Origin of the sequence: Mycoavidus sp. SF9855 (assembly GCF_024582735.1) — a bacterium.
GTDB lineage: Bacteria > Pseudomonadota > Gammaproteobacteria > Burkholderiales > Burkholderiaceae > Mycoavidus.
Genome location: NZ_CP102085.1, coordinates 1,284,945 through 1,301,599 on the forward strand (window position 1 = coordinate 1,284,945; position 16,655 = coordinate 1,301,599).

At 48.4% G+C, this 16,655-nt stretch carries 7 protein-coding genes and 1 tRNA gene; 4 read left to right on the plus strand and 4 right to left on the minus strand.

Features of this window, described 5'->3' with window-relative positions:
• Window positions 1-20 precede the first annotated feature (20 nt).
• The 3 genes from NQD60_RS04850 to NQD60_RS04860 all read left to right on the plus strand — a co-directional run bounded on the left by NQD60_RS04850 (window position 21) and on the right by NQD60_RS04860 (window position 9,924).
• Window positions 21-1,124: an ABC transporter substrate-binding protein gene (locus NQD60_RS04850; protein ID WP_257099868.1), complete on the plus strand. Its 1,104-nt coding sequence runs from the start codon at window positions 21-23 to the stop codon at window positions 1,122-1,124.
• 131 nt (window positions 1,125-1,255) lie between these two features.
• Window positions 1,256-8,977 (plus strand): hemagglutinin repeat-containing protein, encoded by a 7,722-nt coding sequence (locus NQD60_RS04855; RefSeq protein ID WP_257099869.1) that lies wholly within the window; start codon window positions 1,256-1,258, stop codon window positions 8,975-8,977.
• Entirely contained in the window at window positions 8,977-9,924 is a 948-nt protein-coding gene (locus NQD60_RS04860) for a PoNi-like cognate immunity protein (protein ID WP_257099870.1), read from the plus strand. Before NQD60_RS04855 ends, NQD60_RS04860 begins: the two co-directional genes overlap by 1 nt.
• A gap of 336 nt (window positions 9,925-10,260) precedes the next feature.
• Here NQD60_RS04860 and NQD60_RS04865 read toward each other — a convergent pair whose 3' ends face one another.
• A complete protein-coding gene (locus NQD60_RS04865; protein ID WP_257099871.1) occupies window positions 10,261-10,863 on the minus strand; it encodes a WD40 repeat domain-containing protein in 603 nt (200 codons plus the stop codon).
• A 48-nt stretch (window positions 10,864-10,911) separates the two neighbouring features.
• On the minus strand, window positions 10,912-14,922 hold the full coding sequence (locus NQD60_RS04870; protein WP_257099872.1) for an NACHT domain-containing protein: 4,011 nt from the start codon (window positions 14,920-14,922) through the stop codon (window positions 10,912-10,914).
• Window positions 14,923-15,496: 574 nt separating this feature from the next.
• Here NQD60_RS04870 and NQD60_RS04875 point away from each other — a divergent pair.
• Entirely contained in the window at window positions 15,497-15,628 is a 132-nt protein-coding gene (locus tag NQD60_RS04875; protein ID WP_257099873.1) for a hypothetical protein, read from the plus strand.
• 321 nt (window positions 15,629-15,949) lie between these two features.
• On the opposite strand, the gene NQD60_RS04880 is transcribed toward NQD60_RS04875, so the two are convergent.
• Both NQD60_RS04880 and NQD60_RS04885 read right to left on the minus strand, forming a co-directional pair.
• A tRNA-Leu gene (locus NQD60_RS04880) sits at window positions 15,950-16,036 on the minus strand.
• Window positions 16,037-16,079: 43 nt separating this feature from the next.
• Window positions 16,080-16,604: a carboxymuconolactone decarboxylase family protein gene (locus NQD60_RS04885; protein WP_257099874.1), complete on the minus strand. Its 525-nt coding sequence runs from the start codon at window positions 16,602-16,604 to the stop codon at window positions 16,080-16,082.
• Window positions 16,605-16,655 lie beyond the last annotated feature (51 nt).

Genomic DNA, 16,655 nt, shown 5'->3' on the forward strand with positions numbered 1-16,655 from the left:
TATTAAAGGAAATTGACGTTATGTATTCCAGACAATCTCATGATTCTAGCCGCCGTAATGCGATCAAGATGGCTGTCGCTGGCGCTGCTTCGATAGTTACCGGCGCTACTCTTGCGGGCCCGTCTGTCATAACCTCCTCCAGAACTAACTCGAAACAAATTGTTGTGCGAGATTCCGGTGGTCTTTTTAGTCAGAGATATGCAGAGATACTTTATGAACCCTTTGCAAAGAAGACGGGTATTAAAGTTATCGGCGTTGCATCAGAAGAGGAGCCTGCGGCACAAATTCGGGCTATGGTTAGAACAAAAAGATATTTATGGGATATGGCATCGCTCGGTCAGTCGGCTATCCTATTCCTGACGAGCGGCAAAGAGTGCTTCCTAGAAGAACATGGACTTGAGAGGGAATTAGTCATATCGTCGATTCCCCCGCAATTCAGATCACTTTATGGCGTTGGAACGCACATTTACTCCACCGTACTGGCATATCGTACTGATGTATTTAAGAACTCCCGGGCAGTTCCGCAATCATGGAAAGATTTATGGGATGTGAATAATTTTCGTGGTCGGCGTGGTTTGCGTAAGCATCCGTTTGATACTGTTGAAGTGGCGCTGATGGCCGATGGTGTGCCGCCGGGCAATGTTTATCCTTGCGACCTTGACAGAGCATTCCAAGGCCTTGACAGAATAAAACCGCATATTGCTGTCTGGTGGAGAAATGGAGCGCAGATTGAACAATTGGTAAAGTCTGGCGAGGTGGATTTGCTTCAGGCTTACGCTGACCGCGTGCAGCTTGCCATCGATGCAGGTGCGCCGGTTGCGTTTTCGTGGGATCAACACATTTACGGCTGTGATACGTGGGCGATTCTGAAAGACACCCCTAACGCTGATATATGTCGTGAGTTTATCAAATTTGCTTCAGACCCGAAGCGGCAGGCACTACTTGCGCCATATGGAATTGTACCGACACAGCCAGAGGCTTTAAAATATATCAGTGAAAAGCAGGCTAGACGCCTTTCAATTCATCCAGATAATTTCAAAAAAGGCTTATATATCGATGCCTTGTACTGGATGAACAATCAGGATTTGGCCATCGAACGCTTTAATCAGTGGATGCTGAGCTAACTAAACGCTTAATTCTATTTGGGCTGTATTCATGGCCTTTGATGTTCCGCCGCGAGCATTGCTCGTATTTGGTTAAATGACTGACACAGAACAGCATTCAAACTGGTTTACCAGTTTGAATGGGGGTATTAATGATGTTGAAAGTAGTTAACGCGATATCGGCTCAACAGATTCCCACAGCTTCCACTTCGTCCGACGAACAGAGGCAAACCACAACGGATGCTCATACGGCGGCACATCCCCCTACTGTCGATATTGCCCCTCCCAATTCAGCGGGTATCTCGTATAACTCGTATCAAGAGCTCGATGTTACCTCCTCAGGCATAGTCCTACAGAATGGCCCTGCTGCGCGGATGATCTTGCATAAAACCATAGGGTACAGGCCATCCAAACTCGAGGGCATCGTAAAAATCGCAGGACAACCAGCCCAATTGGCTTTTTCCAATGTCAATGGCATTCATTTATGGGGATGCAATTTCCTCAATACCCGCCGTATCATATTTGCTGCAGGTGAGCCTATGGTAGGCAGCGACGGCAACCTTGATGCATTTCTCGTGAGCAAAAAAGGGCAAATTACCATCAACAGTGTCGCAAAGCTTAAGCAGTTTGATCAAATTGACTTCATCGCCTATTCCATCAAAATAGATGGAGAGTTGCAGGCGAATATAATCAACATTAGCACTGGCAAGCATCAAGTCAATTACACAAAGTTGGGCGTCCCGGTGATTGCCACTCAGCCAGCAGCTAGCATCCAGAGTGGGCAAAATCTGCCCAAATTAAATCAAGTCAGCGCGGGGTGGCTGAGATTCACAAAGAACGCCAAAGTACATGCTTATGAACACCTAAGAATTAAAGCGGCTCTGTTATACAACTCGAGTCATCAGATTCAATCAAGCGGTGATATAACACTTGAAGTTGATCGCTTAGACAATGCCGGCACCATCCGTGCACAGCGCGATCTCTCGTTGTTAGGGAAAGAACTAGAGAATCAAGCAAACGCTTTGATTGACGGGCGAGTTCTGACGCTCACCCTACACGATCAGCTCAGAAACCGCGGGGTAATCCAAGGCAGCACCCTGGCTATTAGTGCACAGAGCCTAACCAATGATGGCACCGAGGATACAGACCAACATCAAGCTGGGGTAATCATGGCGCGCCACCAGCTTGCCATTGGAGCGCAGACCCTACACAACCAAGAGCATGGCTTAGTGCATAGCGATGGCGAATTGACAATCGGCGGTACCATCAATGCCGAGGGAAAAACAAAAGGCGCAGCACGGGCTCTAAACAATATTACGTCTTCCACCATCGAGTCAAGAGATAAATTATCGATCCTGGCCAAATATTTGGACAACCAAAATGGGCAAATTACAACGAGTTTGGATCTTACGCTGAGGAGTAAAAATCTTAAAAATACGCGAGGCCATATAGAAGCTACCGGCGATCAAAGCATATTAGCTATGCAGGTCGACGTGATTTACAATACCGCAGGCCGGCTGCTCCATACTGGCACAGGACAGGCTCAGATTGTGGCCCGCCGCGCAATAATAAATGGCGATTATAAAGATGAAAAAGGAGCCGGTCTCATCTTTGGCCAAGGCCTTCTTTCTGTCATCTCACCTAAAATACTTAATATTGAAGGCGGGAAAATCCTTTCAAATCAAGCGCTCAAAATAAAAGCCCTCTCTTTTTTAAATTATAAAGCTTGGCCCTCACTTGAAATGGAAAGTAGCAAGCATAAAATAAAAGTTGCCTTTTATTTGAATAATAAATCTGGCACGATATCAGCCCGTCAAAAAATCGAGATTGACACCATCCTCTTAGATAACTCTAAAGGAAAAATCATTGTAGGGTCGGATGAGGCCCCCTCATCGCAACCTACCCATAACGCTAACTTGCTTGAAGTGCATGCGGAGAAAGTGTTCAACCAGGATGAAGGTCAGATCATAAGCACCGGCATAGGTGAAATAAAGATTTTTTCAGATGAAATCGCTAATAGTGTGTTTGGAATAAAAGGCGGCCTGATCAGTGCTCAAGGCGGAGTCATGATGAAGGCGCAACTTATCACCAATGGGGATCACGGTCAGATTTCAGGCAAGAGTGTAAATCTAAAAGTAGAAAGATCCTTCGCCAACCTCAACGGTACAGTGTCTGCAAACGATAGATTATCGCTGAAAAGTAAACTTTTTTTAAATTGTATGGGAGGGGCCCTGCAAAGTGATGGGGATCTCTATGTTTCAGTAGATCGTTTAATCAACGATAGTATTTTACACGGCAAGGGTCAAGTCTTGATCGAGGGTAAAGAGATAGAGAATAATAAACAGGGATGGAACGACAATTACAAAATTCTAAAGGTTCATCAAAGGCACGTGTTGAAACAAGGCTCGGCTTTGATTGTTGGCGATACGGTTTCAATCAGTGCACATAATCGACCCGATGCTTTTTTGATGAACAGCGGCGGCACAATTTTTGCACATAACCGCCTTGAGATCGGCACCAAAAAAGTTGAAAACCTCAAACATGGTTTGCTTTATAGCGGCGGCACCTTGACCATCGGCGGTGAGTTGGATGCTCAGTTAAAAGTACAGGGCATCAGTGAGCACATCCTTAATGATGGATCAACGATAGATGCAGTAGGCGATCTCTCGATCCATGCAGAAGAGCTGATCAATGACAATCCTCGGTTCGAGACTGAAGAAAGGCAGATCGAAGAGCAGGAGATACACGAATGTCAGGATCAGCATACCAACCAACGCTACGATGGATCTCAAATCGGATGGCATGGTGACGTAGGGGGCCTTTACCGTGTGCACCACTCCGGTGTAGAAGTGTTTTGTTTTACTAACTATAACTTTACCCGTCGTGTGTCAACGACCGTGGCCACGCACAGCGAACCCGGTAAAATTCAAGCGGGTGGGGCAATCCGCTTATCGGGAGCGGTCATTAATGATAAAAGCCGGATTATTGCAGGGGGAGCGCTCAGTGACCTCGAAGGTGGACCAGCTCAGATTGATAACCGTGATGCCAACGGTCAGCGTGTCACGACCGATCAGGGAACATCGCAATGGTCAGACAGAAATTGGCGTGGCGGAATGTTCAGTCGGGGCTGGACTCGTGATTGGAGCGGGCACGTACCCTACCATCCCGCTCCGGTGATAGAACACCACAATCTGAATGTAGCCGTCTATCAACAACACACCGCGGTTGACCATCAAGCGCCCTCAACTGCGCTAGTGCCAAGCACCTCTGCTCTAACAAGCCGCAGCCCTTTCTTAAATAGTGGTTTACAGCACTTTCAGTTCGATCCTGATCGACCGTATCTAATTCAAACCGATCCCCGTTTTACGCGTAACAGCGATACCGTTTCTAGCAATTTTTTGCTGAATTTACTCAATCTCGACCCCCAACGCGTGCCCAAGCGCTTAGGGGATGGCTTTTATGAACAGCAACTGATTCGTGACCAAATTATCGGTTTGACGGGTCACTACTATCTATCCGGCTATCGAAACCCGATTACTGAATTCAAAGCTTTAATGCATAGAGGTGCAAACTGGGCCAAGCAACATAATCTGACGCTCGGCATAGAGCCCACGCCGCAGCAAATTGCCGCCTTAACCGCAAGTCCAGTCTGGATGGTGAATCAAAGCATCAAATTGCCCGATGGCTCAGAGCACACGGTCATGATGCCCAAACTCTATCTGGCTAAAAACGACGCCAGCCCGGTCCCTCTGAGCGGCTCGCTGATTTCAGCTAACGCCATTAAACTGCACAGCGACCGCCCATTAAAAAATGCTGGCACGATGATCAGCCGCAGCAAGATTGATCTCACCGCACGCGATATTGATAACCAGCGCGGCACTATCGTCAGCCTGGACACCCTATCGATGGAGGCTAACGATGATATCGATAGCCGTGCTGGCCAGTTGATTGCCGTCAAAAAAATGACTCTAAAAGCCGGCCATGATATCCATCTCCAGAGCCAAACCCAAACGACTCATGCCGCCAGTGGTAGCCAGACGGCGCTAGATGGCATCACCCAGGTCCAAGCCGAGCAGTTAGAAGCGTATGCCGAATCGGACATTCATCTGGCGGCGACTCAAATCAAGGTGGATGAAAATGCTAGCTTAGAAGCCAGAGGTGACCTAACGTTAGGCACAGCCACGGTAGGCGCTCAGCACCAGTTGACATGGGATGCGCGTAATGGGTTAAGCGTAAGCACAAAAACAGAAATAGGCTCTCTCATTCAAACCGGTGGAACACTTGAACTCAAGGCAGGTCGAGATATTCATGCGGTTGGCGCTCATGTGAATGTCGGAGAAGCACTTTCTGTCAAAGCTGATCGGGATATTAACGTGGCGGCAGCCCATGAAGAACTCGATTTTGCCGAATCTCACTATTCTGAATCGAGCAATGTATTCTCTTCTTCGAGTGAATTAACGCAAAACAAACTGCATAGAAAACAAGCATTGGGCAGTACCTTCTCAGGCGATACCGTCAAAATGGAGGCCGGGCATGATCTCAGTGCCACAGGCTCAAATATCATTGGCACACACGCTGTGGGTTTGTACGCTGACAATGACATCAACCTAAACGCTGCCCAGCAGATTGAGAAAGCGAGCCATTACTCAGTCAAAGAGCGCTCCGGCTTATTGGACAGCGGTAGTTTGGGTTTTACCATTGGCGAGCGCCAACAAAAAGATAAATTTGAAGGCGAAAACACTCCGCATATAGGCACCGTTATTGGCAGTGTCTCGGGTTACATCCAGGCCATCGCCGGCCGCGAATATCACCAAAGCGGCAGCCAGCTGGTAGCGCCTGAGGGCAATATCGAGGGGAAAGCACTCAAAGGCACCATCGATGCGGTCTATGAACAAGGCCGACGCTGGCAGCATAACGAATGGCATCAATCCGGCTTGACCGTCTCAGTCAGCGCACCGGTGATTGCAGCAGCGCAAACAGGCCAGCAAATGCTTCAAGCCAGCACGCAAGTGAGTGATCCACGCATGCACGCTTTAGCCGCTGGCGCTGGCGCGCTCGCGGCTAAAAACGCCTACGATGCGATCCAAGCGGATCCTAAAGCCGCTGGCGGCATTACCGTCAGCGCGATGATCGGGGAAAGTCATCAGAAGTTCCAGCAAACCCAGCTGAGCACCACCGCGTTGGGCAGCGCGATCAAAGCGGGCGGCACTGTGCGCTTGGATATGAAGGGTTTAGGGGAAGAGTCAACCCTCGCTGTCATCGGCTCTCAGATTGAAGCCAAGCAAGATGTCGAGCTCAACATAGAAGGTCCACTGAACGTTGAGGCAGCGCTGAATACCTTTAGCCAGCACAGTGAACGCCATAACCAGAGTGGCGCGGTAGGAATGGCAGCCACATTCGGCACCCAAAACTCAGTGGGTGCATGCGCCACAATCAGTCTTGGGCGTGGCCACACAGATGGCATTGAAGTCAGCCATACACCTGCTCAGATCAAAGCGGGTCGCAAACTGATGTTAAACGCGCAAAGTGATGTCCACCTAAAAGGCGCGCAACTCTCTGGCCAGCAAGTCGAAGCCAGAATCGAGGGGGATCTTGAAATTGAAAGCGTGCAGAACACAAACAGCTATAACAGCCACTATCAAAGTATTAGTGGCAGTGTCACGGTAGGACCTGCTTCTGCAGTCAGCATTAACTTCTCGCAACAAAAGATAGACAGTACTTATCGAAGCGTAGCGGAGCAAACAGGCATACAAGCCGGTGACGGAGGATTTCAAATTGAGGTTGAAGGCGATACAAAGCTGGTTGGCGGGGTGATTGCAAGTACAGATCGAGCGATCGCAGAAGGTAAGAATCAATTTGTAACGGCAACTCTGGTTGCCAATGACATTACCAATCAGGCTAAGTACGATGCACACAGCATCAGCTTAGGCGTAGGGTATAGCTCAAGTGGAAAAAACGTTGGCTCGAGCCAGTCTGGCGAAGCCGTCACGCCTGCGCATAGCGGCAATCAGCTGGCGAGTCGGAAAGGGATCAGCCCCTCGATACCCATTGCAATGAGTGCTTCGGGCACTGCATCGTCTACAACAAAGAGTACCCTCAGTGGCGCTCAGATCGTGATTACGGATGAGACTCGGCACAAGGCATTAACAGGGCAAAGTTCAGAGGACACCCTCGCCAGCCTAAACCGCGATCTAGCGCTCAATCATTCGGCGCTCGCGCCAATTTTTAATCAAGCTGAGATTGAAGCGGGCTTTGAAATCGTGCAGGCATTGGGCCGGGAAGTGAATACGTTCATTCAACATAGAGCCAAAGATGCGGATCGTAAAATTCAGCAAGCTAAAAATAAAGAGACGCTCGCGAATAAAAACGCGTTGATCTCGGAGAAGCGGCGGCAGAAGTTAAAAAACGACGCAGCTGAGTTGCGTGTACAAGCGAAAGCGTTGAATGATAAATGGGGCCCAGGTGGCCTCAACCGGCGGGTATTGACTGCGTTAACAGCCGCAGCCTCTGGCAATGTAACGGGTACAACCGCACAGTTCGTGCAAAGCGGCGTGGTGAATTTAATCCAGCAGCAAGGCGCAAGCTATATCGGTAAGTTGGTGCAAGCTAAGGCTCTAGCAGAAGGCAGCCCAGCGCATGCGACACTACATGCCTTAGTGGCAGCTGGCGGAGCAGTCGCTAGCAATCAAAGCATAAGTGCTAGCGCGATAGGGGGAGCCACGTCCAGTTTATTGACGAACTTATTCAAAACAGATTCTGATGCAACGCAACAAGAGCAAGAAGCGAAACGCAATCTATTGGCGGGTTTAGTCACGGGTATTGCTGCAGCTGTTGGGCAGGATCCATCCTCAGCGCTGACGAGCGCGAGTATCGCGATAGAAAACAACTGGCTGGCTACAGAGCAAAAGGCGCAGTCCCAAAAAGAATTAGAAGCCTGTGAAGATAGTCTCGCCTGCAAAGCAGGGACAATGATTAAATGGACGGGCATTTCAGCAAAGCAAGATGCATTGACGATGTCAGGTCTTGTCAGCGGTTTGGCTGAAGCGGGTTGGGAGGATGCAGAAGGGTTAGTGGAATTTTTTTCGGACCTGCCCAAGAGTCTAGCAGGATTGGCTTCTCTGATTAACAAAGAAGTACGGGATCAAATAGGCGAAGCGATTGCCGCTGAGTTAGATGCCAAAATTAGCCGGATGCAGGTCGCGGTGGAGAAAGGCGGCGACCAGAATGCCGTGCAACTGGGTCGGGATTTAGGCAATTTAATTTGGCAAGTAGGCTCAATAACGATAGCAGCAGCTGGAGTAACCAAGCTCACTGCATCGCTGGGAAAAGCTGGGATTCGTTTAGGTAAAGAAGCGATAGAAGAGTTTTTGCATGTTGACTTGGTGACGATGGGAGGAAATTTCGGTCATCACGGCAAGCCATTTCTGGACTTTAAGCAATTAGCCAACATGGAAAAAAGCATGGTGGGTGAGCACTTTGGTGGCAAATTTATGAAGGAATTACTGCCTGATGCACAACCCATTGCACGTGTGGGTGCTTGTGAAAAAGGTATTGATGCTTTGTATAAGGTCAATAAGAATGGCGTCGACTATGTCATAGTGGAATTTAAATACGATAAATCTACCTTCGGCAAACCTGCTGATGGGTTACAGATGAGCGATAGTTGGTTGATTGGGAAAAATACTGGAAACGACCGAATTTTGAAATTTGCCGGTCAGGAAGAAGGCTTAACTATTACAAAAGCGTGGAACGAGGGGCGCGTTGAAAAATGGTATGTCCACACGAGCCGTTTTGGTGAGGTGAGTGTTGGGCTGTTAGATAAAGATGCCAAGCGGATCCCTTTTAATACCTCTAAACTGCTAGGAAAGAAATAATGATGCGCGACAGTCTGAAGGACAAACAATGGTTTGATAAGTGGGTTAAATTTGATGAATATGCAATTGGTGAATATATCAAAGATCTTAAATCCCCTTCTGGTAATCCCGACTATCGACCACAATTTATTTTCGAGTTAGTTAAAACATATTGGTATTTGATGCTTAGCCGTTATTCCAGAGGCGATGCTATTCATGAACTAGCACAATACTTTCCACCCATGCTCGATGCTTGGGAAGAATCGGAACGTTTAAGCAAAGATATATGGGACAAGCAAACGCAATACACCCGTAATGCATGGGAGGTCAACTTTGATCAATACATTAATTGTTTTTGGCTTGTAGGTCTGGCCCTTGCACTCGAAATTCCAAACGACCAATGGCAGCGGTTACTTGTTTTGATTGATAATGAAGGAGAGGATGAATTGCTAGATCGTGTTATTGCAAGCCGGTCGCCTTCACGTAAAATTGGGAGCAAGCTATGCCATGCAAAGCCTTACCAACGCTTGCTTGATGCCATTAATGCCCCCAAGGATCAACAAGCAAAAAAACTCAAGACTTTTGTTCAGAAATGGTATTTTGAATTAGTTCGACAACCTAAAAAAGATCAACCCAAAGAAGTAGAGGCTTTCTTTTCTAAACGTCCATATTGGTATAAATTCCACCTTAATTCAATAGAACACGGTGGATATTTCGGCTATTGGTGCATCGAAGCCGTAGCCGCAGTCAAAGCCTTTGAGCTAGACGACTCACTATGCTTAGGCCATCCAAATTATCCAGGCGATTTGCTACGGCCCAATGGCCCATCTACTCATCCTGAGCAAGTAAAACAGCCAGATAGCGATTTAACTGCTAGAGAAGAACATGCTAGCGAAACGTCAGAAAAGAATACAGGTCATTTTTGGTCAAGGATTTTTAATAAAGTAAAAACCCGTCTAAACGGTTAGCTGTAATAAACTACAATTGAAAACGCCCCAACCTGCAATCAGCGGGATTTTCGACCAGGAATAATTGCAAATATTGCAAATGACGGGGCGTCCAAACCGACATTCACTGCAAATGAGCCTGCATGGATCGACGCCGACCTGCAATCCATCGCCTCAAACCCGCAGTATTGGCAACGGGCTAAAATACAGAGAGGATGGGCCAACGGGGGCATTTAAACAGACAGTCAGGTCATAGTTGACTTGAATGTCGGCCTATGAAAGCGTATATCGCTTAAATGCTGCCAAAAGTGCTTTAAAGACTAAAACTTTAAAACTGTCTCTAATCGGACGTTATGTTCAATCGGCGACGGAAAGTCTGGAGCGGAAGGCCCTCCAACGGCCTTTCGCTTCGACCGGTCGATGCCCGACGGTCAACTCAGGCTCAGGCTCAGGCTCAGGCTCAGGCTCACTCAGAGCATACCGCCCCTCCAGGGCACCCCTCTGCGTCAACAGCGCTCGATTCACCTCGCTTAAGCCGTGTACGCCTTCCAATAAGGCACCCTGCACGGTCAGACCTTCATGTCCTGAACTCCAGTGCAGCACCACTTGATAGCCTGCTGGGTCTTGTTTCACCGCCCACTTCCGCACGGACTTATCTCCGCTACCGGTCACTAGATACGCGCCGTCGGACATCGCTTTCCACGCAACGCTAAAGACGAACCCACTAAATCCTTGAATCACGCTTAGGCACTCACCCGAGGACACGTCCCACAGCCGCACCGTATTGTCCTTACTGTCCGAGGCGATCTGCACACCGCTCGGCGAATACTCCACGCTATTAACATAGGAGGTATGTCCTTCTAAGATGTGCACAGCCGCTCCGCTGTGCGCGTCCCACAGACGCACCGTCTTGTCACCACTCCCCGAGGCGATCTGCGAACCGCTCAGCGGATACACCACGCTAAAACAGTTTTGGCATAGTCACTTAGGTACGCAAGGAGGCCCACTTTACACGATCCACAGCCGCACCGTCTTGTCATGACTGCCGGAGGCGATCTGATCTCCGTTTGGCGAATACGCCACGCTATAAACAACCTCGGTATGTCCTTGTAAGGTATGCGCGAGGGCACCGGTTTCCGCGTCCCACAGCCGCACCGTATGGTCCTCACTGCCCGAGGTAAGCTGCTCGCCGCTCGGCGAATACACAACGCTACTAACAAAAGCGGTATGCCCTTGTAAGGTATGCGCGAGGGCACCGGTTTCCGCGTCCCACAGCCGCACCGTATGGTCATCACTGCCCGAGGCGATCTGCTTTCCGCTCGGCGAATACACAATGCTCCTAACAAAGGCGGTATGCCCTTGTAAGGTATGCGCGAGGGCACCGGTTTCCGCGTCCCACAGCCACACCATCTGGTCATGACTGCTCGAGGCAATCTGCGATCCGCTCGGCGAATATACAACGCTCCTAACAATGTCGGTATGCTCTTGTAGAATGTGCGCGAGGGCACCGGTTTGCGCATCCCACAACCGTACCGTATTGTCAACACTGCCCGAGGCAATCTGCGATCCGCTCGGCGAATACGCCACGCTACTAACAGCCATGGTATGTCCTCGTAAGATGTGTGGGAGGGCACCGGTTTCCGCATCCCACACTCGCACCGTATTGTCATTACTACCCGAGGCGATCTGCACACCGCTCGGCGAATACGCCACGCTATTAACAGACCCGGTATGTCCTTGTAAGGTATGCGCGAGGGCACCGGTTTCCGCATCCCACACTCGCACCGTCCTGTCCTCACTGCCGGAGGCGATCTGATCTCCGCTCGGCGAATACGCAACGCTGTAAACAGCCCCGGTATGTCCACGTAAGGTGGGCATCAGAACAAAATCAGAAACAAAAAACTGCACCCCCGCCATCTGCGCTCCGATTAAACTCTCCCTACGCAGCCGCACATTGCGTAAATTCACCTTTCTTAAATCCGCTTCTTGCAACTGCACAGATTCGAATTCGCCATCACTCAGATCCGCTCCAGGAATCCGGATACCTTTTAAATCCGCTCCGCTAAACCCTACTCTCGCTTTGACCAAAATCGTTATCGCATTCGCCGCGGCTTGGCGGACTCTAGCATCGGTTTTCGAGCGCTCGATTAGCGCTAACAACTGCTCCTTAAATGAAGTCTCTTGTTTAACGCGGTCAGTCAACAAGCGCACAACGCCCAGATCGCCTACCCAATCCTTTGGAGATAACGGTACCTTTTCCAGTGTTCGAGACCGCACAACAGGCGGGGTTTCAAAACTATGGACTGATGCGGCGCTACCTCGACGGGAGCGAGTGTCCAGCACCATGCACTCATCGAACGAATCGAAGAGTGCCCTCACCACAAAATATTCAAGTAACGATTTATGGATAAAACGGTATTGATTACCGCTTCGAACGAGCGGCCACGCTTCTCGCAGCACTTGCTGCTTGGCTTCGTGCCCGAAAAAAGCCTCCTTCCAATTCCCCGCATCTTTGAACGACAAATACTCGACAGCCGAGTTACCCGCATTCTCGGTATAAATATGCACTGCTAAGTCTGTCACAAATCTGATACCGCGCTGCGAAAATCCATCATCGCACAACTCTATGAAGGCCTCCCTTTTAGTCTCTGTTAAATTTTGGTTGCCTAAGCGCTGTTCGTTGCGCTCGAACCATTGTCTGACGAACTGGTTATACAGGTCCATACGTAACTGGATAGCCGTTCGCGATTTCCCCTCGTTTTCAAGGTGCGGTAACGCTTCTAGCACCACGCGAAGCAAAAAGGGGTTACTCACCAAATCTTTTAAATACGGTTGTTCGAGGGCATCTTGATATCGCAGCATCGCCCAATCTATTTGGTTGTACTTCACATATTTTTTTAGATACTGATTATGCTCTTCTTCTGAAAACGGCTCGATCACGATTTCTTGAAACAACCTGTCCTTGTCCTGCAGAGTCGGAGTCGGATTCGGTTGAAAACGGCTTTCATAGTTCTGGCCCAGATATTCGCTCCGACAACTCATAACCATTTGACCCTGCCAGCCGCCGGACTGGTTGATGCCATTGCTCTGATACAGATTCTGCGTCTGCCGTATCTCATCATAACCGTCCAAAATAAAGACGAACTTTTGTTTTTCTTCCTTTAATGTCTGAATTTGAAATTCTGACAGATCTCTTTTCCTTAGTGCTTTGCTGACCAGATCGTGCTCAGGCTTGTCAATACTCGCCAGAGAAATAAACAGCGGAATCGCATCATATTCTTTTTTATTGTCCCATAAGTGCTTTTCTAAAACACGGTTGAAGGTGGTTTTGCCCGCACCAGAGTCCCCTGTCAATAAGATCACTTGTTTAGCGACTTGTTTATCGTTTAGAAACTCTTGAACTTTAGATAAAAGGTTAAAGGTTTCGGTCTTCCCATCCAGACTCGCTTGGCCGCGCGGTTCAACATACAGTTGCAGGGTTTCCTCAAACGCCTCATCTTGCTTTAAGGCAGCAAAATACTGTTTCTTCAGCGCAACCCTGGGCTCTGTGTTGAGCACCCGCAGCTGTTGATGTTGTTGCTGCACCGTGAAGGCCAGTTGGCTGTGCAACGCGGTGCGGATGCCGTCGAAAATACCGTCCAAGAGCTTCGCAAACTCCAACTCGTTAAGCTTGGACTCATTCTTCAACTGGCCGATAAATTTGCTGTACCCATCCCAAAATTTGTTCAGAAATGTTTTCGCTTCGTCGCTACTCACTAACAGCCGCTCGATCAACTTAAACAACACCCAGTGCCGACTTTGATTCGCATACACCATACCTCCCGCTTTCACTTGATTCTCAAAGCGCGGTATATCCTCCATCCGAACTGTTGTTGCTGGAATAAAATGTTCCAGGCATGGCTCATAGCTATTGAGCGTTAACGAAACCGGGATAATCCCATGCTTATCTCGCAGATGCTCTTTCCGGATTTGCAAAAAAGCGATTTCCGTTAGCACATGATGGAACTCTCCTCTATAAGCTTCCTCTTGGGAAAACTCTCTCACTACCTCACGTATCGCTACCGCCGATTGGTGTGCTTGTTCTCCTTCTTTGCCATACGCTTCTCGATCTTTCAAATAGGCAGCCCGAAGCGCTTCATAGAACTTTCCATAGCCCTCCCATTTTAAGTAGCTGCCTAATACCTCTGAACAGCACACGACAACCTTATCGACCGGTTTCACATCCCCTCGCAACTGGGTCGGCAGCAAACAAAGCTGATTGGTTACAATATCTTCTAGCTTGCCGTCCTCTTTCAGATCTTCTGGCGAGCTTGAATATATTTGTCCCATCGGCGTTTGATCCGAATACAGGTTGACTTGAATTTTAGATAATTTATCTATTAAATATTTAGACGTTTCAGCCTCCGCCTGTCCGTGAGCAGGATTGTCGTGCGCATACACCAGAAACAGGCTGGGTTTATTCGACACCTCTAAGGAGCCTAGCGTCGAGAGCGCCTTTTCAAACAGATAATCCACCAGCACGCTTTTTTCCTGAACAGATGAGGCGACCTTTAGTTGCTGGACAGGCATTGACGTCGAGGTGGCCGCACGCGTTAAGGCTCGCGTACTACGCACAGGATTTGACGCAATGGGGGCAGCGGATGCCCGTGCGACTCCCTCGTAGCCCCAAGCTTGTGCTTTTCGGTAACTCGCCTGCGCTTTGTCAGATTTACCCAATTTCTCCAGAAGTTCCGCGCGCTCAAAATAGACTTCAGCAATACTCTGCCGCAAAGCTTCTTCTTCAGGGGCCTGAGGCGTACGGGCCTGGCTTAAAGCATTTTTGACCTCTGATAATGAAGGAACCAGTTGACGCGCATCCGCGATATGTCTAAAGGTCGCTTTTGCATGATCATACAAAACCAAGGCCCATTCGAGTTGCTGCACCGTCTTTTGCTGACGAGCTTGATCCAGATAACTTTGCGCTAGCATCTGCACTGGATTACCCATCAGGGCTTGAGAAACAGGGTTACCTAACATCATCACCACTCCTTTTTGTTATTCAGTTCTATAGCAATCGTTTTAAGGGGCTATGCTTCTAGCGCTCTTACGGTAACTTTTGAAAGCATTTTTACCCCTTCCTATTTTTAAAGCGCTTCAAAAACAAGCTGCTCGCTTTCGGTAGCCCCCACATCCTGACTACCCTGTTCTTAACGCTATTCCAGCGAAAATTTATCCGCGCAATTTTACTTCAAAATTTGCTTCGGAAAACTCATGCTTAATTCGCCTTAATAAGGCATAAAAACCCGTAATTTGACCATTGATCCGAAGCAGAAAATAGCCTATCCATTTGTTTTTATTAACTTTTATTTAATTTCCTCCAGGACTCGAAATCCGGCGCCGAGCTTCTCGAACTTGATCGAGAAGTCGACGGAATTTCGCTTGCTGAGGTTGCAGAAACAAATGCTTTTAACGCCAGCGCCTGCTGGCAATGGCGTGAGCAAGCGCCAGAACTGAAGGCGTTTTATTGGCAGTTACAGCAAGCTCGAAAATGATACCAAACAGCTTGAAACTCGAGAAAATATTTTAGTCCATAAATAATTTTTAAAAATAAATTATGAATCAATGGTTTGCATTAATGTTGGACGGAATGAATGACGAGCAAAAAGATTTAGCCCAGGTGGTACGCTTAGCTCTCACGGAGCAAATAGAAAATGTTCAACAGCAGGGGCTCTTAATCCGCCAATAATAGGTTACGCTGCGGCTTAACTTTGAGCAAATTTGCAGTGATTCTTAGCTATTTTTCTTGCTCCGCAAAATCAATACAATACAAGCAAGCATAAGGACTCTCGGCTGCTGAAAAACACAGCATTGCGGAGCAAAAAAACCAAAAAATCCACTTAAACGCTCGATTCCTTGTCAACTTAGGAAGCTGAGGCAATGACCATTAGCCGTATTTTTACTTATGAAAAATTAAAAAGAGGAAGTAAAGTCTTTCCAATATACATGCATTGGAATGACAGCTTTTTGACAGCCTATTTTTTTAAGTTATTGATTTATAAGACTTTTTTGGTGCGGGGGGCGGGACTCGAACCCGCACACCATTACTGGCGTCAGGACCTAAACCTGGTGCGTCTACCAATTTCGCCACCCCCGCATACTGCTCTACTTCGACGGCTAAGCGCGCTATTCTAACTGATTCATCCCTCTTCCGCTACTATAACTAGAGCAGCTGCATTCACCACCGCTGCAATTCTGCCTACATCACGCAACTGCACGGTACTCATGCCTTCTTTAACCAGCGTATCAAAGTGCGCTTTGACGCAAAAGTGGCATTGACCAATAATCGATGCGGCCAATGCATACATTTCAAAACGCCGCTTATCCACGCCGCCATGCTGCGCATAAGCATTCATTCGCAATCCTGCTGGCTGCCCTTTTAGCTCGGCATCACCGGCCATTTCCAAATACGGATACCAGGTATTATTCATGCCCATCAATGCCGCAGCGGTTAATGCGCCATTTTGTTCTTCAGCAGATAATTGGCCCGCACGTTTGATGATGTCGACGAGTTTGCCGCTTTTTGCGGCAAATGCGGCCGCTAATGCGACGCCAATCGCGTCATTGCCTTCTAGCGAAGAGCGCGCGATCGTCCCGTCAATATTTAAGCGAATATCCTTCGCGTAGTCGGGAATTAAATCCTTGATTGCATTTAAGAATTCCATTGCCTGTCCTTATGCGTGGTTAAAAAAAGCCCGTTGATGCGGGCTTTTTTG